We start from the raw sequence: 23,892 nt of genomic DNA on the forward strand, positions 1-23,892 counted from the left end.
ATCTGCAAGAACAGCTTCAACTGCTGCAAGGTCAGAGTTGCGAACCTGAATTACCGCGCCTAGCTCTTCGTTATAAAGCGCTTCGATATCAGAGCCTGTTAAGCTATCAAGGTTTACCGTTACACCTGTACGACCTGCGAATGCCATTTCAGCTACTGTTGTGAATAAACCACCGTCTGAACGGTCGTGGTAAGCAAGTAGCTTCTCGTCAGCCACAAGTGCTTGCATTGCGTTGTAGAAACCTTTTAATAGCTCAGGGCTATCAACGTCTGGCGTCTTGTCACCAAGCTGCTTGTAAACCTGTGCAAGGCTTGATGCACCCATACGGTTTTGACCAGCACCTAAATCAACTAAGATTAGGCTTGAATCACCTTTATCAGTGCGAAGCTGCGGTGTGACTGTCTTACGAATATCTTCTACACGGCCAAACGCTGAAATGATAAGTGAAAGCGGCGCTGTAACTTCTTTGTTTTCGCCATTTTCTTCCCACTTAGTCTTCATTGACATTGAGTCTTTACCAACAGGAATTGTAAGACCAAGTGCTGGACATAACTCTTCACCTACTGCTTTAACAGCTTCGTAAAGACCTGCATCTTCACCTGGGTGACCTGCTGCTGCCATCCAGTTTGCAGAAAGCTTGATGTTTTCAAGACCACCAATGTTTGCACCTGCGATGTTTGTTAATGCTTCACCCACAGCTAAACGTGCTGATGCACCGTAGTTTAGAAGTGCAGCTGGTGTGCGCTCACCCATTGACATGGCTTCACCATGGTAAGTATCAAACGCTGCAGCTGTTACTGCACAGTTTGCTACTGGTATCTGCCAAGGGCCAACCATTTGGTCACGTGCCACTAAACCTGTAACAGTACGGTCACCAATGGTGATAAGGAATGTTTTCTCTGCAATCGTAGGAAGACGAAGTAAGCGCTTAGCGGCTTCTTCTACATTGATTTCAGATGTATCTAATACCTTACCTTGTGCTTGCTTAGACTCAACGTCACGGTGCATCTTAGGTGCTTTACCTAGTAATACTTCAAGTGGAAGATCTACCGGGTTGTTTTCAAAGTGACTATCAGAAACAGTTAAGTGTAGCTCTTCTGTTGCTTCACCAATTACCGCGTATTGCGCGCGCTCGCGCTTACAGATTTCTTCAAAACGTGCAAAGTCTTCTGCTGCAACAGCAAGAACATAACGCTCTTGAGATTCGTTACACCAGATTTCGTGTGGTGCCATGCCCGGCTCATCGTTTGGTACATTACGTAGTTCAAACTTACCACCACGACCACCGTCGTTTACAAGCTCAGGGAATGCGTTTGAAATACCGCCCGCGCCCACATCGTGGATAAACGCGATTGGGTTAGCGTCGCCAAGCTGCCAACATTTGTCGATAACTTCCTGACAACGACGTTCCATCTCTGGGTTTTCACGCTGTACCGAAGCAAAATCTAAGTCTTCGTTTGATTGACCTGATGCCATTGACGATGCTGCACCACCACCAAGACCGATGTTCATCGCAGGACCACCTAGCACAATTAGCTTAGCGCCAACTGGGATTTCGCCTTTTTCAACGTGCTCAGTACGAATGTTACCAAGCCCACCCGCAATCATAATTGGTTTGTGGTAACCACGTACTTCTTCACCGTTATGGCTGTTAACTTTTTCTTCATAAGTACGGAAGTAACCTAGTAGGTTTGGACGACCAAATTCATTGTTGAACGCCGCACCACCTAATGGGCCGTCGATCATAATGTCTAGTGCATCAACGATACGACCTGGCTTGCCGTAATTTGTTTCCCACGGCTGCTCAAAACCAGGAATACGTAGGTTTGAAACAGTAAAACCAACTAGACCCGCTTTAGGCTTAGAACCACGACCTGTTGCGCCTTCGTCACGAATTTCACCACCAGAACCCGTTGATGCACCCGAGAATGGCGCAATCGCTGTTGGGTGGTTGTGGGTTTCAACTTTCATCAAGATTTCAATGTTTTCTTGATTGTAGCTGTACTCACCTTCCGCGTTCGGGAAGAAACGACCCGCTTTAGAACCCTTCATTACCGCTGCGTTATCTTTATAAGCAGATAGTACGTTTTCTGGGTGCGTCTCGTAGGTATTTTTGATCATTTTGAACAACGACTTAGGCTGCTCTACGCCGTCGATTGTCCAATCAGCGTTAAAAATTTTGTGACGACAGTGCTCAGAGTTCGCCTGTGCAAACATGAATAATTCGATGTCGTTCGGGTTACGACCTAGTTTTTGGAAGTTTTCAACTAGGTAGTCAATTTCGTCTTCTGCTAATGCAAAACCTTGCTCAATATTTGCTGCTGCAAGCGCTTCGCGGCCACCGCCAAGAATGTCAACCGATGACATTGGGCGCGGCTCTTCAACGCGGAATAATTGACCTGCGTCTTCAAGGTTTGCGTGTACCGACTCAGTCATACGGTCATGTACTAGCTTTGCAACTTCATTTAATTGCGCTTCAGATAAATCACCTTCCACGTAGTAAGCAACACCACGCTCTACACGGTGTACTTTGTCTAAACCACAGTTGTTCGCAATATCAGTTGCCTTTGATGCCCATGGAGAAATGGTTCCAATACGTGGTGTCACTAAAATTAGCGCACCTTCAGGCGTATGTTCAGTAATGGTCGGACCATACTTTAATAGCTTATTTAGTTTGTCTAACTCAGACTCTGAAAGTTCTGCTGTTAAATCAGCAAAATGCATAAACTCAGCGTAAACACCAGTGACTGGTAAATTGGCATCAGCGCAGGTTTTAAGGATCTTTTGAACTTTAAAATCAGAAAGTGCAGGTGCACCACGTAGGATCAACATAGGTATTTTCATCCGGGGTTAAGGATTGAACGAAGATTTATGGGCGCACATTATAGTGGAAAATGAGACGAGATTTAACTAAAAATCAAAAAATAGACAAAAATAGGTAAATTCATTTTTTATGTATAGGACATTAGTCCTCGTGACGATCGCGTGTTTATCTGTTATAACAAGCTTGTAGGGGCAAATTATTTTAGGATTCGAGTGCTTAAACGCGTTGTAATTTCAGTAATTATTTTTTTGTTGGCCGCGTGTTCCGAGCCTATTGCGGAAACACATCTCGGGCAAATTAAGCAAAAAGATAAAGTGCGCATAGGCACACTTGCAGGCGAAAGCACCTATTACATTAGCGCAAATGGTGAGCTTGGTTTCGAATATGAACTTGCTCAAGCATTTGCAAGCTATATTGATACCGAGCTTGAAATCATCCCCTTTTTCTCCATCAAAGATATGCTCAATAAGTTAGAAAAAGGGCAAATTGATATTCTCGCATCAGGACTTACCTTAAATAAAACTCGTTTAGCGAAATACCGTTTTGCACCTGAGTATCGCGCTATTAGCCAAAAGCTAGTTTATAAGCAAGGGCGCGATCGTCCGCGTAATTTTGAACAACTCGACGCCCCTGTCACAGTAATAGCTAAAAGCGCCCATGCAGAAAGTTTATTAAAAGCAAAAAACAGTTTTGAAAATTTACAATGGGTAGAAACTGATGAATTTGATGAAGCTGAGTTACTGCAAGGCATCATTGATGGAAAATTTGACTACACCATTGCCGACTCACACACCTTAGCGTTGTTTCGCCGTTACCACCCAGAACTAAGCATCGCATTTTCAGTTACCCGAGAAGAACCGATAGCCTGGATGCTAAAACGCAATGACGACGACAGTTTATATGCATTAACCATCGAGTTTTTTGGTTATGCCCAAGCCACTGGATTATTACAAAATCTGGAAGAAAAATACTTTGGCCATGTGCGGCAGTTTAACTACATCAATACCTTAGCTTACATTGAAGCGGTGCGTGATATACTGCCAAAATACAAAGACTGGTTTAAACAATATTCGCGTAATCTCGACTGGCGATTACTGGCAGCTGTCAGCTACCAAGAGTCAATGTGGGATCCTCTCGCTAAATCACCTACTGGCGTGCGTGGCATTATGATGTTGACCTTACCAACAGCTAAATCCGTTGGCGTAAAAAATCGCCTCGAACCAGAGCAAAACATTCGCGGTGGCGGCATCTATTTAGAAAAACTGATTAATCGCATACCAGATCGGATACACGAGCCCGACCGAACATGGCTTGCTTTAGCCGCTTATAACGTGGGTTTTGGTCATATGGAAGACGCCCGGGTGCTAACCGAAAAAGCTGGCGGCGATCCGGATAAATGGGCTGATGTAAAAAAACATTTACCGTTACTGATTAAAAAGCGCTACTATCGACAAACACGATACGGCTTTGCCCGTGGCGATGTAGCTGTAAAATATGTTGATAATATTCGCCGCTACTACGATACACTTGTATGGCTCGATGAAAATCAAGACGAGTAATACAGTTAATCTGATACACTTTAAAGTGACTTGTGACTTTAAAAAGGGTACAAAGAGCGCCTATATCAAGCCATTTGAATAAAGCGTTTGCAAAACTCTTAAATAAGTTACCTGAAACATGACCTTTTAATTCGCATTGTCATAGTTGTGTCATGCTGTATAAATAGAATTATTGTGAGAAAATAGCTTTCGCTGATTACCTTTCTCCACTCTCACTTTTACAAGGAGAAACGATGCAAAAAACGCGTAGAAAATTTAAAATAAAGCGCAATACGGTTAATGCCTGTGCAACTCGCCGCCGTATTGCAAGACGTAATACTCATCGTAAGATTTTAGAGCGTCGTAGAGCCTTTAACTTGCTCGTTGAAGCTGAAGTCGCTTAATCTTGATTTCGAGCTGCTTTCTTAGCAGCTTTTATTTCTGCTCGGCGTTTTTTAAAAAATGCCGAAAGTTTATCGCCACACTCTTTCGCTAACACGCCACTGGTTACATCAATTTGGTGATTTAGTTTTTCATGGCGAGTTAAATCCATAATACTGCCCGCACAACCCGTTTTTTCATCACTGGCACCAAACACTAAGCGTTTTATTCGGCTATGCACCAATAAACCCGCACACATGGGGCAAGGCTCTAACGTGACATATAACGTGCAGTCGAGCATGCGATAATTCCCGATTTGCTTGCCGGCTTGGCGAATAGCAAGCATTTCAGCATGCGCAGAAGGGTCGTGCTCGGTAATTGATAAGTTATATCCCTCTGCAATGATTTGGTTATCCTTAACAACAATCGCCCCAACGGGAATTTCATCATGTTGCTCAGCAATATCAGCTCGCTTTAACGCCTCAGCCATCCAATACTCATCGCTATATTCAGGGTACATAATTTCTCAGATTAATTTATAAACATCCTTACTATTTTACCAAGTTAAAAAGATTCCTGCATTGTTAACTCATTTTCTTAGAATTTTTTAAAATAAAGGGCTAATGTCATAGTTATTAAATTATTTTTTAGGCTATAATCCGCCGCCATTTTGCACGACGCCAAAGCAATGTAGAAACAAGATGAAATTTCCTGGACGACGCAGACATAAACACTACTTTCCAGTGGAAGAAAAAGATCCGCTTACAAATGTGATCTCGCAAGACCTTAAACTTGCACGTAACTATATAGTGGGAATAGACCAAATCGTGGTCGATATTGAAGCCAAAGTTGATCAAGCTTTTCTTGATGAATTTGGTTTACGTCGCGGTATGTCGCAAGTAATGGATGACGATACCACTAATGCACTGTATGCACGCCTCAAAGATCATAATATGATCGATTACGAATTCGCAGGCGGTACTATTGGTAATACAATGCATAACTACTCAGTACTGTCTGACGACCGCTCAGTATTACTTGGTGTAATGTGCGAAAACATCAAAATTGGTAGCTATGCTTACCGTTTTGTTAGTAAAACTTCAACGCGTGTTGACTTAGAACACCTACAACCAGTGGATGGCCCAATTGGTCGCTGCTTTACGCTGATTGATGAAAGCGGTGAACGTACATTTGCTATTAGCCCTGGTTTAATGAATCGCCTTCGCCCTGAGTCTATCTCACAAGAGCTTATTGCCAATTCTTCTGCATTAGTTATTTCTGCTTATTTGATGCGTACAGAAGGTGAAGACACCATGACCGAAGCGGCATTAAAAGCCGTTGAATATGCAAATGCTGCTAACGTGCCAGTAGTACTTAGCCTTGGTACAAAATTCCTTATTGAACAAGATCCTGAGTGGTGGCAAAACTTCGTTAAAGATCATGTTGATATTCTTGCCATGAACGAAGAAGAAGGTCTTGCCATTACCGGCTTTGAAGACCCACTATTAGCTGCCGACAAAGCGCTTGATTGGGTAGATATGGTAATTTGTACCGCCGGTGCACAAGGTATGTTCCTAGCAAGTTACATCGATGACTGCTGGAAACGCCAAACTGAGCACCAACTTATGCCTGGTAGTATTCCTGATTTTAATAAGTATGAATATTCGCGTGCGATGCGTCGTAAAGACTGTGAAAATCCTGTGAAAATTTATACTCATACAGCCCCGTATATGGGTGGACCTGACAGCATCAAAAATACTAATGGTGCAGGCGATGGTGCATTAGCTGCGGTACTTCATGATATTAGCGCTAATGTTTATCACCAACTTAATGTACCTAGTTCAAGTAAGCATAAAATCCACGCGCTTACTTATTCTTCACTATCACAAATCAGCAAATACGCTAACCGTGTAAGTTATGAAGTGTTAGTACAGCACTCACCAAGGCTTACACGTGGTTTGCCAGAGCGAGAAGACAGCTTACAACAAGCTTACTGGGAACAGTAAAAAGTTATAATAAAAAAGCCCGCACCAGCGGGCTTTTTTTATGCTTTAACAAAGCAACAAGGAGATTGGAAACTGTCTCTAGTTTACCTTTACAACATTAATGTAGGCTTAATTTATAATCACAGATTACTAGTCCACACAGTGATAAGTGACACTCAACAGAACAGCAAGATTCAACAAACTCTAAGCAAAAAAAGCTCGCAAGGTTGCGAGCTCAAATGTTTGACGATTAATTCAAACAATAAGGAAAAAATCCAAGGGAGATTGGAAATCTTGTTAAGCACTATACCCTTCATTAACTTAACCAAACCTTAACTAACGAAGTTCAGGTTATTAGACATAAAAAAAAACCGCTATAGAGATAGCGGGCAAAATGTTGTAATCATCAACAAGGGAAATCAAGTCCAAGGGAGATTGGAACTTGTAACTAATTTAATATTTTTAAGCTTAACGCAAACTTAATTAGCTTACTTTTTTAATGCTTGCGCCAAACTTTTACCATCACTGTCTACTGGTGAGAGCAGCTTTAAACCCATCACCTTTGCAATCGTTGGATAAACATCTAGGTTTGGAATTTCACCCAGCGTTATATTTTGCTTAAATGCTGGGCCCTTAGCGATAAATAACGCGCCCATTTCTTGAGTATACGCATAGCCATGAGTACCTAAATATTCAGATTCCCCCTCAAATGCAAACGTTTTTGGCGCAACTGTCTCAATAATAATATCAGCATCGAGAGAACCAAATTTAATCCCACGCTTTGCTAAAGTTACTTTATCAAGTACGGTATAGCGCCCTTTTGCTTGTTCAGCTAAATGCTTTTCAATATCTGAAATAGCAACTTGGGATTCTGGCTTTTTATAAAACTGCACTCGGGTATACGAGTTTTTAATAACAAAATCATTTTCCGAAATACCAAGCTGGTTAATCTCAATTGTTTGTTTTGGATCCACTTGCGACATGCCGTGATCAGAGACTAAAACGAGATTGATATTAAGTTCTTTAAATTCAGCTAAACGCTTATCAAGCTGGGCAATTAACGCATCCATTTGCTGAACAGCATCAAAGGTTTGCTTGGCATTTGGCCCATATTCATGACCCATAGAATCTACAATCGAAAAATAACTCGCAATAAATCGTGGTCGCTGTGATTTTGGTAAGCTTAACCATTCTACAATTTGATCAATGCGGCGCTGATAATCACTGTGTTGCGAATAGTGGTAAAAATAGCTTGGCGTACGGCCATTAAAACGGGCATCAGACTCAGGCCAAAAATAGGTGGCAGCTTTAACGCCTTGCATTTCAGCCAAGTTCCAAAGCGGCATGCCATTTAACCAAGTGCTGTCTTTGCCCCCTTTACCCATGCTGTAGCATTCATCACGGTTTTTATCACAAAACTTATTATCAATAATGCCATGATTAGCCGGCTGTAAACCGGTAATAATCGAAATATGATTTGGAAACGTTTTAGTTGGGTAAACAGGTATCATACGCTCAGCACGCACACCTGCTTTGGCTATTTTTGCTAAATTTTTAGCTTGATGCTTTTCAATATAATCCCAACGAAAACCATCAAGTGAAATTAAGACAACGGTTTGCTCATTGGCAAACGCTTTCATACTTAACGTACTTATCACAACAAAAAAGAAGACGGCTAGTTTTTTCATATGACTTTCTTAAATAAGGCTTTGCTATACATCTAAACTTTTTAAATAGTAAAAGTCTAGGGCAGATGTCCGGATAAAAAATACTTCGTTTCAATGTTCACCCGATAAATAAAATTTGATCTCAATTCCTTAACACTTCGTAATAAAGGCAATTTATTTAAAAGTTTTGATACAATATTATTAATATAACAACTTAAGTAAGGGTTACCGTGTCTCGATTCACTGCTGTCACAGAAGAACCGCATAAACGATTTCATAAAAAAACAGCCGTATTATTAACTAATCTAGGTAGCCCTGACGCTCCAACCGCCAAGGCACTAAGAAGGTATCTGGCTGAATTTTTATCTGATCCGCGCATTGTTGAAATTCCTCGCGCGCTTTGGAAAATTATTCTGCACGGCATTATTTTACGTATTCGCCCAAAACGTTCAGCAAAGCTTTATGCAGGCATTTGGACTGAGCAAGGATCACCATTATTGGTTTACAGTAAAAAGCAGCAAGCAAAACTTGCGAGCTTACTCGCCAATAAAGGCTTAGATCATGCTGAAGTATTTTTAGCGATGCGCTACGGTAACCCTTCAATGAAATCGGTGCTTGAAGATATTCGCGAAAAAGGCTATCAAAAAATTGTCGTGCTGCCTTTGTACCCTCAATACAGTGGCTCAACTACAGGCTCAACCTTTGATGCTATTAGCCGCGAGCTAATCAATTGGCGTTGGGTGCCTGAACTTCATTTTATCAATGGTTATCAAGATAATCCGCATTACATTGATGCGCTTGCAACAAGTATCAAAGAAGATTTAGATAAACATGGCATGCCTGAAAAGCTACTGCTCAGCTATCATGGCACCCCTAAATTTTTCTTAGAAAAAGGTGACCCATATTATTGTTTTTGCCAGATGACGACACGTTTAGTGGTTGAAAAACTTGGCCTTAACAAAGACGACGTAATCACCACCTTCCAAAGTCGTTTTGGTAAAGCGGAGTGGTTAAAACCTTACACTGATGAAACCCTCGAAAAGCTAGCCAAAGAAGATGGCATAAAGAATATTGCTATCGCCAGTCCAGCATTTAGCTCTGACTGTTTAGAAACTCTTGAAGAGTTAGAAGAAGAAAACCGCGAAGTATTTGAGCATGCCGGTGGTGAGCACTATCGTTATATTCCGGCATTAAATGACCGTGACGATCACATCGAAGCCTTTTATCAGATTATTAAGCAGCATTTATAATTGACACTTTTAAAAATAAAAAACCCAGCATTTGCTGGGTTTTTTTCGTTTAATACGGTTCGCTTAGAACTTGTATTCCATACCGATTGCTAGGTAATCGTTATCTGTTGTTTCGTCTTTCTCTTGCTTAGTGTAGAAAGCGAATAACTTAGCATTTTTATTTAGCTTGTAATCAACACCCACTGATGTTGCAACTTTGTCATCCTTGTCTGCATCGTACTCAAGTACTTGGTACTGTGCCTTTAACGTGTAATCGTTAATCTTATATGCTGCATTTACTAAGAAACCATCTGCAGACTCAGAGCCGTCTACTTTTTCTTGTGTTTGGTACATTGCACCTAGTTTAAAACCAGCTACTTTACCTTGGATTGAACCACGAACAACATCATAGCCTTTAACTTCGCTATCCATCGCAACTGACGCATAAAATGCTGATTTCTTAAGACCTTTATCACCATAAGTTACTGCCGCTGAGTAACCGTTATCAGCATCTGCTGAGTCTTCAGCAATTAAAGAGCCAATTACTTGGAAGCCACTAAACTTAGGTGTTTTATAAGTGATTGAATCACCCATACGGTTTTCACCTTTGAAAACGTTTTTGATATCGCCTTCAAGGTCATTGAATTGGTCAAGTTTACCTTGAGATTGCTTTAATGCAGTATCGTTACGACCAATTAATACTTCACCAAAACCGCCTTGTAAACCAACGTATTGATTACGTGATTTTAGATGGTCATCACTGCTGTCTGCTGCATCAGTCATATCAACTTGCCATTCAAGCTTGTAAACAACTTTTAAGCCTGACTCTTCGCTGATAGTTTCACTACCTTTAACACCAAAACGAGACGCGTTACTTTTGATTTCAGTGAATGAACCTTCGCCTTCATCACTGTTTTGAACTGTAACATTTGCCTTACCATATACGTTTACATCTGCAATTGCAGGTGCTGATAATGCTGCTAGTAAAGATAAAGCAAGGGGAGCCTTAACATTTTTCATGTGAAAACCTCTAAATGAGAAATTAAATTTGTAATCAATTTGAACGAGGTGCAGTTTGTCACCACTAAATGACAGAAATATTACACCTGACATGTTTTTTTCATTTTTCTGTATTTAAATTGTCATTTAGCACGAAATACATACCCTGTAGAGAAGTAATCAATTAAAAAAAATGACTTTTAGTTGTCATGTTTCTGTATTGGTACATTAAATTGGCGAAATTTCTTCACAGAGTTTGTTTATGCCACTAAACTAAAAGCCAGAATCAAAACAAACATATCAATATACCGTGCTACCTAAACTATTGTTAATTGAAGATAATCCTTCTATATCAAAAATACAACGACACATCGCTCAACGCATTGGGTATGAAGTTGATACTGCTGATAGCCTTGCTTCTGCAATTGATTTAATAGAAGAAAATAATTATTTTTGCGCAGTTGTTGACTATGTACTGTCTGATGCGCCTAATGGCGAAGCTATCCCTCTGACCATTGGTGCTTCCATTCCAACTATCGTTATGACCGGTAAACTCGATGATAAAACACGCGATACCGTAATGCGATACCCAGTGGTAGACTACATTACAAAAGAAAGCCGCCAAGCGTATCTTTATTTAGAGACCCAATTAAAACGCTTACCTCGCAATGAAAATGTACGCGTATTGATTGTAGATGATTCAAAAAACACTCGTAATCACATTAAAAATTTGTTGCTACGTCATAAATATCTAATTGCTCAAGCTAGTGATGGCGTAATGGCCTTGGAGCAACTTGAAAAGTTTGATGATATCAAAGTAATTATTAGCGACAATGAAATGCCGAATATGAACGGCATTACACTGACAAGTAGAATTCGCGAAAAATATAATTCCGAAGACAAAATCATTATCGGTATTTCTGGCACTGATGATAACCGCGTATCGGCAAACTTTTTAAAAAATGGTGCGGATGATTACCTGCGCAAGCCTTTTTACCCCGAAGAGTTTTATTGCCGCGTTAGTCAAAACTTAGACATGCAAGAAAACATAGCGACGATTCGTCGCCAGGCCAATTTAGATTACTTAACGGGTTTGCCAAATCGTCGTTATTTCTTTGAACAAGCTAATACCCTACTTACACGTCAAGAATTTGCCCACCAAGTAGCTATGTTAGATATCGACCTCTTTAAAGCTGTTAATGACAATTATGGTCATGATGCAGGCGATGTCGTGCTTAAGGAGGTATCAAACTTATTCGACACCATGTTTGGTAAAGAACACTTAATTGCACGACTTGGCGGCGAAGAGTTTGCTGTTTTATTTACCAATGACCTACATAAGAAAAATCAAGAGTTATTAGAAGAGTTTAGGAATAAGGTCAGCCAGTTGAAACTTTCCCACCTGCAACAAAGCCTAACAGTAACAATTTCAATTGGTAGCGTAGTGGAAGATACAAAAAACATCGATGAACTGCTTAAACAAGCCGACATCTATCTTTATCAGGCGAAAGAGCAAGGTAGAAATCAACTTGTTGTTAGTAAATAATTAGTTTACTTGAATCGAGCCGCGTTACGATAAGAATCAAAACTAAAGAGTGCTAACGCAGACCAAATAAAACCAAAGGTGATCATGCGATCAACACTAAAGGTTTCGCCGTAAAATATTACCGCTAAAATAAACATTAAGCTTGGACCAATATATTGGAAAAAGCCGAGAGTAGAATACTGAATACGGCGCGCAGCTGCGGTAAAACACAAAAGCGGTAATGTGGTTACAATACCTGCACTTACTAACATAACATTAAGAGATAAGCTATTACTGGTTAAATCGCTAGTCGGTGTTGCTAGTCCCCACCAATAAATCAATGCCACAGGCAACATAAATAACGACTCAATTAATAAACCTGGCAAAGTGTCTACAGGCAGTTTTTTTCGAATTAAGCCATAAAGCGCAAACGAACTTGCCAAACTAAACGCAATAACCGGAAACGAGCCAAAACTTATTAGCTGAATTACCACGCCTGTTACCGCAAGCACTACTGCAAAAAGTTGTAATTTTCTTAGTCGTTCAGATAAAAACACCACACCCAATAGCACATTCAGTAATGGGTTGATGTAATACCCTAAACTGGCATCTAAAATATGATTATTATTTACTGCCCAAATAAATAATCCCCAATTAAAACCGAGTAATGCGGCACTTACCAGCAACCAACCTACGGTTTTCATATTAAAAAGCGCAGCGCGTACAGCGGGCCATTTTTTTACAGCGGTCAAGATCACCAAAAGAAATAACACTGACCACACAACACGGTGTAATAAGATTTCCATCGCAGCAACATGATCGATTGCTTTGAAATATATAGGTGCTAATCCCCACATTAAAAATGCAGCGATGGCAAACATCACACCTTGCTTTTGACTTTGCATATCAAGAACTCATCAATTCAGGGAGCGCCAGTTTAGGGATCTGCTTTATTTAAGTAAAGACAGCGCGACAAAAAGACTTTAGAATTAGCGCTCGTTACACGTGCAAGTTTGCCAAGTAAACGCAGATAACATAATGCCAATCAAATACATCTTAATGTAATGGATAATCAACTAGCGACCCAACATATTACCGAACACAATAACCCTCACACGGTGTTGAATTCCGTTTTCGGTTATAAACAGTTTCGAGCAGGGCAAGAGCAAGTTATTGAGGCCATCCTTGCGGGTCAAGATTGCTTGGTATTAATGCCAACGGGTGGTGGTAAATCATTATGTTATCAAGTGCCTGCATTGCTACTGCCAGGTATTACCTTCGTAGTGTCACCGCTTATCTCACTAATGCAAGATCAGGTTGCGCAACTGAAAGCGCAAGGTGTCGCTGCAGCCTATATCAATCAAAGCCAATCGCGAGAAGAACAACAGCAAATCTATCAAGGTTTACACCAAGGGCAGATTAAAATCCTGTATGTCGCGCCAGAACGCCTGTTAACTGATGATTTTCTTACGCGTTTGCAGCATTTACAGGTTAGCTTATTTGCCATAGATGAAGCGCACTGTGTGTCACACTGGGGTCATGACTTTAGGCCTCATTACTACCGCTTAGGACAGCTAAAACAACACTTTAACCATATTCCTGTAATGGCGCTTACTGCAACTGCAGATATCGCAACGCGCAACGATATTGTAATGCAACTAGGCCTTGCTAACGCGCATATTTACACGGGCAGCTTTGATAGACCAAATATTCGTTACACCATTGAAGAAAAGTTTAAACCGCTTAGTCAGTTAATGCGCTTTTTGAAAGAGCAAAAAGGGCAAAGCGGTATAATCTATTGCTCAAGCCGTAAACGTGTTGATGACATTGCTGAAAAGCTCGTTGATGCAGGCTATAACGCAGCCTCTTACCATGCGGGGCTTGAAAATGAGCAACGCACATTTGTGCAAAATGCATTTGCGCGCGATGATATTCATATTGTGGTGGCAACCGTAGCCTTTGGCATGGGGATTAATAAGCCCAATGTGCGTTTTGTAATTCACTACGATATTCCCAAAAACATCGAGTCGTATTATCAAGAAACCGGTCGTGCTGGCCGTGATGGCCTCTCAGCAGAAGCCATTATGTATTTTGACCCTGCCGATGTACCGCGCGTAAAACGCTTTTTTGATGATATTCCCGATGAGCAACGTCGTAAGGTGGAAGAGCAGCGTTTTAATGCCATGGCAAGTTTTGCTGAAGCACAAACTTGTCGTCGCCAAATATTGCTCAACTATTTTTCAGAGTACCAGGGCAAGCCTTGCGGCAACTGTGATATTTGCTTAAACCCGCCAAAGCAGTTTGACGGTACTGAGCTTGCTCAAAAAGCCTTAAGTTGTGTTTACCGTGTAGAACAAAAATTTGGCCTAGGTTATGTAATTGAAGTATTACGCGGTGCAAATACTATTCGTATTCGCGAAAACCAACACGATCAATTATCAACGTTTGGCCTAGGCAAAGATAAATCCGTTGAATATTGGCTGAGCATTTTGCGCCAACTTATTCATCATGGATTACTGCATCAAGACATTACACAATCATCTAGCTTACGTTTAACCGAAGCGGCTCGCCCGGTGCTTAAAGGCGAATTCAAATTGCAACTTGCCAAACCACGACTTGAAGTTAAACACGTCTATAAAGACAAACTTGCTCGCTTTAACTACGACAAACAATTGTTTGCCAAATTACGTGGCTTACGTAAAGAATTAGCAGACGCAGAAGATGTGCCGCCGTACGTGGTATTCAGTGATGCAACCCTTGCCGAAATGGCGCAACAAATGCCAACTAACGATGCGGAGTTTTTAAAAATCTCAGGTGTGGGATTCACTAAACTTAATAAATATGGCGCATATTTCATGAATGCCATTCGTAACCATTTAACTAGTTGATAGGCAACCTTCAAATGACAACTAAAACGCTGTTTTCTGATCATATTTTAATAACCCCTATTGCGCTTCCAGATGATGAAGAGTTTGAGCTGTGGGCAACTATTTACTTACACAATGACGCCATTTCTTCATTAGAATTTGAACAAGGTGCTGATCGCCACTTAATGCGCTTTAAATTTGAAAATACCACATTTAATTTAAATTTTGAGCACTACAGCCAAAGTATTTGGATTAATAGCGACAGCCAACAAGACCTCGATTTATTGCCTGAACTCTTTTCATCGCTTTAGTTTTGACATTACTTTTCACCATGCTAGCGTGAGGTAAAACCAAACAATAATAAGAAATGTCATGCCTAAAAAATCTTTGCTCACACTTGCCTTATTTATTACACCTAGTTGCTTTGCAGCACAAACCCTTATTCATGCCGGTGAGTTACTCTACCACGCCGACAAAGTACCTCTAACCAAACAAACCATTATTATCGAAGGCGATAAAATTGTAGGTGTGCAAGCTGGATTTCAACAAGCAACTAAAGACCAAACGCTTATCGATTTATCAGATAGTTTTGTGATGCCGGGTTTAATGGACATGCACGTACATTTACAGTTTGAGCTAGGCCCTGAAAATGATATTGAAATAGCTAAAGTATCACCAGAACTTGCCGGCATGCGCAGCGCTTATTACGCTAAAAAAACATTAGAAGCTGGATTTACAACTGTGCGCGATCTCGGTTCAGATCCGCAATATATGTATGCGCTGCGTGATGCAATAAATAATGGCTGGCTTGAAGGGCCTCGTATTATTGCCGCAGGCAGTGTAGCAATAACGGGGGGCCACCTAGATAGCAGTGGCGTACACCATGAAATGCTTGATAAGTTTGCCTCAAAAACCACCTGCGATGGCCCATATGATTGTCGAAGAGCAGCCCGTCACGCGATTAAATACGGGGCCGATTGGATTAAAGTTGCAGCTACAGGTGGAGTACTCACTGACCGCGCCACCGGTACTGGCCAACAAATGGAAGACGACGAATTAAACCAAGTGGTTAAAGCCGCAAATAGTATGGGCCGTAAAGTCGCAGCCCACGCCCACCAAGAAGATGGTATTATCGCTGCTCTTGAAGCCGGTGTTGCTAGTATTGAGCATGGTTCATATGCGGGTAAAAAGGCGTACAAACTCTTTAAAAAAACCGGTGCTTATTTGGTACCTACCTTACTGGCAGGTCAAACCGTTGTAGAAATGGCTAATAACTCGAACTTTATGAGTGATGCTATAAAAGAGAAAGCCATTCGTGTTGGCAACGATATGAAAGGTAACTTTTTTAACGCATATAAAGCAGGCATAAACATCGCTTACGGCACCGACAGTGGTGTATCAAAACACGGCACAAACGCAAGAGAAGCGGTATTGATGGTAAGCGCAGGCATGCCAGCGCAACAAGTAATAAAATCAGCCACAATAAACAGTGCAAAACTGCTTGGCCTAGAAAAAAAATTAGGCAGTATTGAAAGTGGCAAATTTGCTGACATTATTGCCACCAAAGCCTCGCCATTAAAGAACATTGAGCAACTTATGGATGTTACATTTGTAATGCATTCAGGTCGAACTTTAAAAAAATAAGTTATTATATTTTAATTAGTTATAAGCAGTCTTTAGCTGCTTATAACTTTTTTAATTTCTGCAAGAGTAAAATTATTGGTATAGAATTAAATTAAAGCCAAATCAGAAGGAGCGTTATGACAGCATTAAAAACAAGTCGCTTTAGCACGCTTTTTTGCCTGATAACAATCCCATTTTTCAGCTTTAGTGCAGCACAACCAGACGCTTCAGCGAAGTCGGATATTTTCTCTTTGAGTCAGTGCCAATGGCTAATAGATGAACCCAAAAATAATAAGAGTAATTTTGATATTGAGAGCATCGATAATTCAGAGTTACCTGATGCACCCAATGCCATCATCAGTAATATTCGCTTGGTGCGTCATAATATATTTGATACCGCCAACCCCAAAGAAGATAACTTTTTATTTCGTGGTATAAACGCGCTTAATATCATTACGAAAGAACATGTTATTTTACAACAATTACTGTTTCAGCAGGGTGATAAGTACGACAAACAACTTTTGCGCGAATCAGAACGTATTTTACGTGATGCACGCTACCTGTATGATGCAAAAATTGAAGCCGAACTCGATTGCTTCGACAACATTGTAGTGACTATTACTACCAAAGAGCTATGGACGCTCACCCCTGAAATAAGTTTTAGTCGCAGTGGCGGTGAAAATAAAAGTCGCCTTGGTTTTCGTGATACTAATTTACTTGGCTTAGGCAAACGTGTTTCACTTTCTTGGCGCAGTGATGCTGACCGCACAGGGTATACCTTTATTTATGAAGACCCAAATATCTGGGGCAGCCGTTACCGTAGTCGATTAGAGTTTAGCGATAATGACGATGGGGAGCGCATTTACTTTGATTTTAAATTGCCGTTCTATTCATTGGCTTCACAGCAAAGCTATGGTGCTGTCACGTTAGACGATACCAAAGAGTCTCCGCTTTATTATCGCGGCGATGTGATCTCTGAATTTAAACAAGAAAACCAAATTAATCAGCTGTTTTATGGGCAAGGTGATAAGTATGGTAATTGGACAAATCGTTGGCTAGTTGGCTGGCAACAAGAAGACTTTAAATTTGAACAAATTGCCGAAACCACGTTACCATTAGCCAAAGATCGCTCGCTAAATTACCCGTGGTTTGGCTATCAACTAATAGAAGATAAGTACATTACATTAAATAACTTTGACTCTATTGGTCGCACTGAAGATTTAAACTTAGGTTGGAATCTATTTGCGCGCTTGGGTTATTCTGACGAAAGCCTTGCTGATGACGACAGCCGTGTTGTACTTGAAGCCAGTGCAGCAAAAGCATTTCACCTTAATGACAGCATGCTATGGCGTTTAGATACCGGCTTACATGGCTATTGGAATACTGAGCAGCAAAAAAGCGAAAATTTACACGCCTACTTAGATACGAATTTTCTCTATAACAGCAACAGTTATCACTCATGGTTTGCCAATCTGTCACTTCGCTATGGTGGCAACCTAACAGCTGACCAACAACTTACACTAGGTGGTGATACTGGCCTTAGAGGTTACCCACTCCACTATCAAGTAGGCGACCGCTCAGTATTACTCAACCTTGAGAAACGCTTTTATTGGGAATACCACTTATTACAACTATTTAAAGTGGGTGGTGCCGTGTTTTTTGATGCTGGCCGCGCATGGTTTCCTGGCGGAAATAACGGCGAGAATGGCCAATTTCTTAAAGACGCGGGCATTGGCCTTCGCCTTGCGCCAAGCCGAGCAACAGCTAAAACGGTAATTCATATCGACCTTGCCTTCCCGCTCGATAAAGATGACGAAATCGATACTGTACAATGGGTAATTAAAGTAAAAAATCGTTTTTAGCAAGCTTGCCCTGCGGCCCAGCCTGAACTCCAGGCGAATTGAAAATTGTAACCTCCAAGCCAACCAGTTACTTCAGTTACTTCACCTATAAAGAAAAGCCCTTTAACTTTATTCGCCTCAAATGTTTTAGAGCTTAATTCGGCGCTATTTACACCACCTAAAGTCACTTCAGCAGTTCTATAACCCTCTGTTCCATTAGGTTTTATTTTCCAATTATGAATAAAATCAGATAATCGCTCAATTTCAGTATGAGATAACTGATTAATCGCTTTATCAGGAATATCACCACCTGTTACTAAAATTTCAATAAAACGCTTTGGTAACAAACTTCCAAGCATATTTTTAAGTGATTTTTGGCCATTAGATTGACGTTGTGTATGAATTTCACCCGCAAGCTCTAGCTCTGGTAACAGGTTAATTGATACCGCCTGACCCGCACGCCAAAATGATGAGATTTGCAGTATTGCTGGCCCTGATAAGCCACGATGCGTAAATAAAATATTTTCTTTAAACTGTGTGCCATCTTCGGCTGTTACGATACTCGGTACACTAATACCCGATAAGGCCTCAAAACGCACCTTATCGTGCTGATGAAGCGTAAAAGGCACTAAAGCTGCCATTGTTGGCAAGACTTCTAAACCGAACTGCTCTGCAATTTTATAACCGATTGGTGTAGCGCCTAGTTTTGGCATAGTTAAACCACCAGAAGCCACCACCAGGGATTCACAGCTATAGCTTGCTTCACTGGTTATCACAGTAAAGCCAACCTCTGTTTTTTCTACGCTCAGTACTTCTTGGCGAAGTTGGATTGTTACCCCTGCCCATTCGCATTCGGCTAATAAAATATCGACAATATCTTGCGCTGAATTATCACAAAATAGCTGACCGAGTGTTTTGTGATGGTAAACAAGACCATGGCGTTCAACTAACTCAATAAAGTCATGTTGGGTATAGCGGCTTAAACACGACTTAACAAAATGCGGATTACTACAAAGGTAATTTTCTGGCGAAGCATTTTCGTTGGTAAAATTACAACGACCACCACCGCTAATCAGAATTTTACGGCCCGGCTTTTTACCCATATCAATCACAGTAACTGAACGTCCACGGTAACCAGCCTGTGCTGCACACATTAAACCAGCGGCCCCCGCCCCTATAACCAACACATCCACCTGAACCATTTTTATTACCTGCCTCGCTATTTTGGCCGCGCATTATAAACAAAAAAAGCCGCATCTGCGGCTTTTTGAATCAATAAAGTGATTATTTTACTTTTGATAAATAATCAGCTATTGCTGCTAGCTCTTCATCAGTAACATTAGCAACCATTGCCTTCATTGCTGAAGCCATACCATTGTTGCGCTTGCCCGATTTAATGTCTTTCATTTGCGCTAGAGCGTACTCTTTGTTTTGGCCTGCAAGTTTAGGATAAAGAGGCATAATTGGTGCTTTACCTTCTGCGCCGTGACATGTTTGACACATTTTCGCTGTATAAAGTGCAGCACCATCAGCAGCGAATACATTACCAGAAGCCATACCTACAAGTGTTAAAGCAGCTACACTTAGCGTTTTAGAAAGTTTGTTCATATTATAATTCCATCTCAACAGTAAATAATTCTCAATTTCAATATACTTTTGAATCAATAAGTTAAAGCAGTACTAACTCTATTGTAGACCACTATCATATGGTTTTGTAAAGGTTTACTTGAATAAAAAACAAACAAACACTTTAACTAAATAGAGATAGCAAAAGATTCTATGCGTTTGATCAAGTTTAGGATCAATGTATTTAAGAGAAGATCGCTTTCTACTGAAATTGCGGTTTTTATTTCACAAATGAAGTAAAAAAATGCCTCAACAAGTGAGGCTTTTTTTAAAGCGTTTTATTACCACATGATGTCATCTGGAATTTCAAAGTCTGCATACGGGTCATCTTCGTCTTTCTCGTTATTTTCTGGCTCAGCATGCAGCACAATGTATTTTTCGTCTACTTCCGCTATTTTGCGTGCTGGCTCATCTGGTAAGACATAAAACTTACCTTCGAGATAACAAATCGCCAACAGGCCTTTTACTAATTGTTTGTGCGTGATTTCGTTTACGTCTAGCTCTTTAATTTTACTTTCAAATGTAAAGTTAAAGGTAACATCCCCATTAATTTCGTCTTGATTATGATGCTCAAGAATTTGCTTCACACGTGCAACTTGTTCTTTTTCTTTTAAGTCTGCTTGCTTTTGCGCGTTTACTTCAGCTGCCTTTTTAACTTGCTCAGCTTTTGTTTGCTCAATGTGTTTTTGCAAATCGGTTGGGTTACTGGTTGCGCCTTTTTTCTTTTTCTTTTTGTTTTGTTTACGTTTTTCGGTATTCGCAACCTTCATTTTATGCTCAGTAGTAAGGCCTGCTTTCAGCAACTGATCTTGTAATGAACCCATGATTAATTCTCTTAATAAACAATTAGCGGTATTTTATAACAGCCATTCACCTGATGTGAAGCGAGGTTAACTTAAATCAAAGAAAAGTTAACTTAGATTAAAGCTAAGTAGTTAAAACTAAGATACAATTTGCTTGTTATAAACAACGCTCTCACACCATGAAGTTTATACATTTATTACTGTGCTCTGTTTTTACGTTTTTTGTACTGTACGGCCCGCAACCTATTTTGCCTTTGCTTGCAAAGTCCTATCAGTTAACGTCAGCTGAGGCAGGATTATTAATGACAGTGACTATGTTACCGCTGGCAATTGCGCCTTTGGTTTATGGTTACTTATTACTGCGTGTTAATTCACTTTCGCTGCTTAAAGTTGCCTTATTGCTACTCGCAATCAGCAGCGCGCTTTTACCGCTTGCACAAAGCTTTCAACAATTACTTGTTATTCGGTTTTTACAAGGTTTACTACTTCCTGCTGCACTGACTGCAATGACCTCGTACATTGGTGAGCATTACCGCTATAGTTACTTAAGTAAAGCAGTAACAAGCTATATTTTAAGCACCATCGCAGGTGGGTTTTTAGGCCGTGTAGTCAGTGCATCTATCAGTGAATATACTTACTGGCAGCTTTACTTTTATCTTCTGGCTATTGTTTTATTGTTGTTATCACTGAGCCTTGCAAAAGCAAAAGTGCGAGATTATGTAGGCCAAAGAAAGGAACCTGCTTCACTTAAAGAAAACTTACACAAGGTTGCTAAAGGCGGCACTCTGTATGTTTACAGTGCGGTGTTTGGCATGTTTTTTTGCTTTACCGCACTATTAAACTACCTACCTTTTATTTTGCAAAATGATTACCACTTTACCAGTTCAAAAGACATCGGCTTAGTTTATTCAGGCTACTTAATCGGTGCCTGTTTTTCTCTTTTCAGTACACGACTTCAAAATATAGCAAAAGGCAAAATAAATTTACTGGTGATTACCTTTGCAATTTATGCGTTAAGTATTAGCAGTTTATTCTCCGTTCAGTTTACGTTGTTTTTTATTGGCTTTACGGTTTTTTGTGCGGCTATGTTTGTTATTCATGCCAGTGCATCTGCCCTGCTTAATCAGGTGAGCCGTGCACCAAGCTCATTAACTAATGGCATCTATGTCTCTTTTTACTATTGCGGTGGCACCTTAGGCTCGTTTTTACCTGGGCTGATATATCAACACTTTGGCAAAAACGCATTTTTACTGACGTTGTTGCTGGTTTGCATCATTTCAGGGTTGTTAGTCACTCAGTTTAAACGTTTACAAGTTAACTAGCTCAACGCTGTGATTGGAGTATTCAAACACTTTAAGTAAGTCGCTTTTTTGCATTAGCCAAGTTTGCGTATTTTCAAACGGGTGACAATGAAATAAATCCGCCTGCCAAAGTTGACTATCAACCCATAACTGCACAGCATTATCTTTATCATTTAAAAGCGCCAACATAGATACACAACCTGGTTTTACTCCAAGATACTTCGCTAAACGTTCATTTGAAGCAAAACCCAAACGTGACAATCCTTGTGATTTTGATAATGCTTTTAAATCTACTTGTTTATTGGGCGAGGTAATGAGTAAAAAATGGCGCTTGCCGTAATTATCCCGCAAAAAGAGATTTTTTAAGCGCGTACCAGGGCGTTCAAGCAATAAACGGTCTGCTTCTATGGCTGTGTGTAATTCTGGGTGAGATATTTTCTCACAATGTATATTCAGTTTGGAGAACACATTTTCAAGCAATGCAATATCAGTCATTACAACGTCCGCTTAGCCTTACACTGTAATCACGCCATTTTACTTCTTCAATTTGATAGCTTTGTTGGCAGTAATTTTGTTTTTTAAGTTCCGCCTCTAGCTGCATTGCGGCTTTGTCTTCTAAATCCATTTTTAACGACGATGAATCAATAAAGTTTTCTTGCTGCAAAAGTTTTTTTATTTCTGATTTTGTCAGTTGGCGTTTTTTGTTGATAAGCTTTGCCGACCCTGCTTTTACCGTAACCAAATACGAAAATAATTTTGCGCCATCATCCGCAGTAACGGTTTTTAATTGTTGATTAATGATTTCAAAGTCTTCAGGTTCAGGTTTCGACTTTACACAGCCAATAAGCACTGAAAAACACAGCGTTAGTAAAATAAGTTTTGTCATTAACGTTTCCATACTGCAGGAGATAATTTTAAAGTTAAGCACGCCATGGTTGGCGGAAAATATTCAGAAAAGGCCATTGAGTGCCAATTATCTTCAAACATATCAATTAGTACTAAACCATTATCCAGCTGACCTTTGATTTGCTCTTCAAATGAGTGACTAAACACCAGTGGTTCATCTTGCTCCTTCAATAAAGCTAATTCTTCTTCAGAAAGATTATTAATATCACTAAACGGTAGTTTATGACGCACTTTGGTCACGCCTTTTTCTGCTTCAAACCAATCAAATATGTATGCAGCAGGGTTAATAAAGCCACTTAGCAAACGTCCATTTTCTTTTAAAACACGTGCAGCTTCTGCCCATAAATTAGAAATGTCTGGCACAAAATTATTTGAACAAGGGTGAAAAATAAGGTCAAAGCTTTCATTTTCAAAACAACTTAAATCGGTCATATCGCCTTTAACTGTTTTAAGCGTTAGCCCATCACGCTTGGCAACAAGTGCATCTTGCGCAAGTTGGTTTTCAGATAAATCGAACACGGTTACATCAGCACCTGCAGCCGATAAAATTGGCCCTTGCTGACCGCCACCGGAGGCAAGACACAGTACTTTTTTACCTGTTAAATCACCAAACCAACTGTGTGGCACACTTTTATGTGGCGTTAATACAATGGACCAATCGCCATTTCGCGCAGCTTCCACTTGTAAGCTTGTGACCGGTTGGGTCCATTCATTATTTGCTTCTACCTGTTTATTCCAAGCATGCTTGTTATAATTTTTAATATCCATTGGTCTCTC

At 40.4% G+C, this 23,892-nt stretch carries 21 protein-coding genes; 10 read left to right on the plus strand and 11 right to left on the minus strand.

Translation table 11 applies throughout. The annotated features are described in order from the left end of the window. The coding region (gene purL / locus ABYD77_RS06130) for a phosphoribosylformylglycinamidine synthase (protein ID WP_372768033.1) at positions 1-2,832 on the minus strand (2,832 nt) is incomplete at its 3' end. A 204-nt stretch (positions 2,833-3,036) separates the two neighbouring features. Between purL and mltF the strand changes: the two genes are divergently transcribed. Further along, positions 3,037-4,383, plus strand: coding sequence for a membrane-bound lytic murein transglycosylase MltF (mltF, locus tag ABYD77_RS06135; RefSeq protein ID WP_372768035.1), 1,347 nt, complete (start codon positions 3,037-3,039; stop codon positions 4,381-4,383). 233 nt (positions 4,384-4,616) lie between these two features. Then, positions 4,617-4,766 carry a hypothetical protein gene (locus ABYD77_RS06140; protein WP_372768037.1) on the plus strand — a complete coding sequence of 50 codons (150 nt, stop codon included), beginning with the start codon at positions 4,617-4,619 and terminating at the stop codon, positions 4,764-4,766. On the opposite strand, the gene tadA is transcribed toward ABYD77_RS06140, so the two are convergent. Continuing rightward, entirely contained in the window at positions 4,763-5,263 is a 501-nt protein-coding gene (tadA, locus tag ABYD77_RS06145; RefSeq protein ID WP_372768039.1) for a tRNA adenosine(34) deaminase TadA, read from the minus strand. The two genes, ABYD77_RS06140 and tadA, sit on opposite strands and share 4 nt — an antisense overlap. Positions 5,264-5,444: 181 nt before the next feature. Between tadA and ABYD77_RS06150 the strand changes: the two genes are divergently transcribed. Continuing rightward, positions 5,445-6,749: an inosine/guanosine kinase gene (locus ABYD77_RS06150; protein WP_372768041.1), complete on the plus strand. Its 1,305-nt coding sequence runs from the start codon at positions 5,445-5,447 to the stop codon at positions 6,747-6,749. Positions 6,750-7,216: 467 nt separating this feature from the next. Here the strand turns inward: ABYD77_RS06150 and ABYD77_RS06155 are convergent, their stop codons facing one another. Beyond that, positions 7,217-8,416: an ectonucleotide pyrophosphatase/phosphodiesterase gene (locus tag ABYD77_RS06155; RefSeq protein ID WP_372768043.1), complete on the minus strand. Its 1,200-nt coding sequence runs from the start codon at positions 8,414-8,416 to the stop codon at positions 7,217-7,219. Between the two features lie 209 nt (positions 8,417-8,625). On the opposite strand from ABYD77_RS06155, the gene hemH reads away from it, so the two are divergent. Then, on the plus strand, positions 8,626-9,645 hold the full coding sequence (hemH, locus tag ABYD77_RS06160; RefSeq protein ID WP_372768045.1) for a ferrochelatase: 1,020 nt from the start codon (positions 8,626-8,628) through the stop codon (positions 9,643-9,645). A 63-nt stretch (positions 9,646-9,708) separates the two neighbouring features. Here hemH and ABYD77_RS06165 read toward each other — a convergent pair whose 3' ends face one another. Further along, positions 9,709-10,644 (minus strand): porin, encoded by a 936-nt coding sequence (locus ABYD77_RS06165; RefSeq protein ID WP_372768047.1) that lies wholly within the window; start codon positions 10,642-10,644, stop codon positions 9,709-9,711. 289 nt (positions 10,645-10,933) lie between these two features. On the opposite strand from ABYD77_RS06165, the gene ABYD77_RS06170 reads away from it, so the two are divergent. After that, entirely contained in the window at positions 10,934-12,169 is a 1,236-nt protein-coding gene (locus tag ABYD77_RS06170; RefSeq protein ID WP_372768049.1) for a diguanylate cyclase domain-containing protein, read from the plus strand. A gap of 5 nt (positions 12,170-12,174) precedes the next feature. Here the strand turns inward: ABYD77_RS06170 and rarD are convergent, their stop codons facing one another. Further along, on the minus strand, positions 12,175-13,053 hold the full coding sequence (gene rarD / locus ABYD77_RS06175) for an EamA family transporter RarD (RefSeq protein ID WP_372768051.1): 879 nt from the start codon (positions 13,051-13,053) through the stop codon (positions 12,175-12,177). A gap of 159 nt (positions 13,054-13,212) precedes the next feature. Between rarD and recQ the strand changes: the two genes are divergently transcribed. From recQ to ABYD77_RS06195, 4 genes are all read left to right on the plus strand, one after another. After that, positions 13,213-15,036, plus strand: coding sequence for a DNA helicase RecQ (gene recQ, locus ABYD77_RS06180; RefSeq protein WP_372768053.1), 1,824 nt, complete (start codon positions 13,213-13,215; stop codon positions 15,034-15,036). A 14-nt stretch (positions 15,037-15,050) separates the two neighbouring features. Further along, positions 15,051-15,326 carry a DUF3630 family protein gene (locus tag ABYD77_RS06185; protein WP_372768055.1) on the plus strand — a complete coding sequence of 92 codons (276 nt, stop codon included), beginning with the start codon at positions 15,051-15,053 and terminating at the stop codon, positions 15,324-15,326. A gap of 61 nt (positions 15,327-15,387) precedes the next feature. After that, entirely contained in the window at positions 15,388-16,659 is a 1,272-nt protein-coding gene (locus ABYD77_RS06190; protein ID WP_372768057.1) for an amidohydrolase family protein, read from the plus strand. Positions 16,660-16,775: 116 nt separating this feature from the next. Next, entirely contained in the window at positions 16,776-18,500 is a 1,725-nt protein-coding gene (locus ABYD77_RS06195; protein ID WP_372768059.1) for a BamA/TamA family outer membrane protein, read from the plus strand. Here the strand turns inward: ABYD77_RS06195 and ABYD77_RS06200 are convergent. The 3 genes from ABYD77_RS06200 to ABYD77_RS06210 form a co-directional block, all read right to left on the minus strand. Next, on the minus strand, positions 18,497-19,681 hold the full coding sequence (locus ABYD77_RS06200) for an NAD(P)/FAD-dependent oxidoreductase (RefSeq protein WP_372768061.1): 1,185 nt from the start codon (positions 19,679-19,681) through the stop codon (positions 18,497-18,499). The genes ABYD77_RS06195 and ABYD77_RS06200 overlap by 4 nt on opposite strands. A gap of 82 nt (positions 19,682-19,763) precedes the next feature. Beyond that, entirely contained in the window at positions 19,764-20,036 is a 273-nt protein-coding gene (locus ABYD77_RS06205) for a cytochrome c (protein WP_372768096.1), read from the minus strand. A 350-nt stretch (positions 20,037-20,386) separates the two neighbouring features. After that, positions 20,387-20,929 (minus strand): DUF2058 domain-containing protein, encoded by a 543-nt coding sequence (locus tag ABYD77_RS06210; RefSeq protein ID WP_372768063.1) that lies wholly within the window; start codon positions 20,927-20,929, stop codon positions 20,387-20,389. A gap of 158 nt (positions 20,930-21,087) precedes the next feature. Between ABYD77_RS06210 and ABYD77_RS06215 the strand changes: the two genes are divergently transcribed. Continuing rightward, positions 21,088-22,230, plus strand: a complete 1,143-nt coding sequence (locus ABYD77_RS06215; protein WP_372768065.1) for an MFS transporter — start codon at positions 21,088-21,090, stop codon at positions 22,228-22,230. Here ABYD77_RS06215 and ABYD77_RS06220 read toward each other — a convergent pair. From ABYD77_RS06220 to ABYD77_RS06230, 3 genes are read right to left on the minus strand one after another with little or no spacing between them, the layout of a single operon-like run. Then, positions 22,216-22,704, minus strand: coding sequence for a prolyl-tRNA synthetase associated domain-containing protein (locus tag ABYD77_RS06220; protein WP_372768067.1), 489 nt, complete (start codon positions 22,702-22,704; stop codon positions 22,216-22,218). The two genes, ABYD77_RS06215 and ABYD77_RS06220, sit on opposite strands and share 15 nt — an antisense overlap. Then, positions 22,697-23,095 carry a hypothetical protein gene (locus ABYD77_RS06225; protein WP_372768069.1) on the minus strand — a complete coding sequence of 133 codons (399 nt, stop codon included), beginning with the start codon at positions 23,093-23,095 and terminating at the stop codon, positions 22,697-22,699. Before ABYD77_RS06225 ends, ABYD77_RS06220 begins: the two co-directional genes overlap by 8 nt. After that, positions 23,095-23,883 (minus strand): class I SAM-dependent methyltransferase, encoded by a 789-nt coding sequence (locus tag ABYD77_RS06230; RefSeq protein ID WP_372768071.1) that lies wholly within the window; start codon positions 23,881-23,883, stop codon positions 23,095-23,097. Before ABYD77_RS06230 ends, ABYD77_RS06225 begins: the two co-directional genes overlap by 1 nt. Positions 23,884-23,892: the final 9 nt, after the last annotated feature.

It is taken from the genome of Pseudoalteromonas sp. (assembly GCF_041629635.1).
Taxonomy (GTDB): Bacteria; Pseudomonadota; Gammaproteobacteria; order Enterobacterales; family Alteromonadaceae; genus Pseudoalteromonas.

What these genes read in the sequence shown, in the direction of transcription:
- ABYD77_RS06140 (WP_372768037.1), top strand. Translation starts at nt 4,617, where the DNA reads ATGCAAAAAACGCGTAGAAAATTTAAAATAAAGCGCAATACGGTTAAT.
- tadA (WP_372768039.1), bottom strand. Translation starts at nt 5,263, where the DNA reads ATGTACCCTGAATATAGCGATGAGTATTGGATGGCTGAGGCGTTAAAG.
- ABYD77_RS06150 (WP_372768041.1), top strand. Translation starts at nt 5,445, where the DNA reads ATGAAATTTCCTGGACGACGCAGACATAAACACTACTTTCCAGTGGAA.
- ABYD77_RS06155 (WP_372768043.1), bottom strand. Translation starts at nt 8,416, where the DNA reads ATGAAAAAACTAGCCGTCTTCTTTTTTGTTGTGATAAGTACGTTAAGT.
- ABYD77_RS06165 (WP_372768047.1), bottom strand. Translation starts at nt 10,644, where the DNA reads ATGAAAAATGTTAAGGCTCCCCTTGCTTTATCTTTACTAGCAGCATTA.
- rarD (WP_372768051.1), bottom strand. Translation starts at nt 13,053, where the DNA reads ATGCAAAGTCAAAAGCAAGGTGTGATGTTTGCCATCGCTGCATTTTTA.
- recQ (WP_372768053.1), top strand. Translation starts at nt 13,213, where the DNA reads ATGGATAATCAACTAGCGACCCAACATATTACCGAACACAATAACCCT.
- ABYD77_RS06185 (WP_372768055.1), top strand. Translation starts at nt 15,051, where the DNA reads ATGACAACTAAAACGCTGTTTTCTGATCATATTTTAATAACCCCTATT.
- ABYD77_RS06190 (WP_372768057.1), top strand. Translation starts at nt 15,388, where the DNA reads ATGCCTAAAAAATCTTTGCTCACACTTGCCTTATTTATTACACCTAGT.
- ABYD77_RS06195 (WP_372768059.1), top strand. Translation starts at nt 16,776, where the DNA reads ATGACAGCATTAAAAACAAGTCGCTTTAGCACGCTTTTTTGCCTGATA.
- ABYD77_RS06200 (WP_372768061.1), bottom strand. Translation starts at nt 19,681, where the DNA reads ATGGTTCAGGTGGATGTGTTGGTTATAGGGGCGGGGGCCGCTGGTTTA.
- ABYD77_RS06205 (WP_372768096.1), bottom strand. Translation starts at nt 20,036, where the DNA reads ATGGCTTCTGGTAATGTATTCGCTGCTGATGGTGCTGCACTTTATACA.
- ABYD77_RS06210 (WP_372768063.1), bottom strand. Translation starts at nt 20,929, where the DNA reads ATGGGTTCATTACAAGATCAGTTGCTGAAAGCAGGCCTTACTACTGAG.
- ABYD77_RS06215 (WP_372768065.1), top strand. Translation starts at nt 21,088, where the DNA reads ATGAAGTTTATACATTTATTACTGTGCTCTGTTTTTACGTTTTTTGTA.
- ABYD77_RS06220 (WP_372768067.1), bottom strand. Translation starts at nt 22,704, where the DNA reads ATGACTGATATTGCATTGCTTGAAAATGTGTTCTCCAAACTGAATATA.
- ABYD77_RS06225 (WP_372768069.1), bottom strand. Translation starts at nt 23,095, where the DNA reads ATGACAAAACTTATTTTACTAACGCTGTGTTTTTCAGTGCTTATTGGC.
- ABYD77_RS06230 (WP_372768071.1), bottom strand. Translation starts at nt 23,883, where the DNA reads ATGGATATTAAAAATTATAACAAGCATGCTTGGAATAAACAGGTAGAA.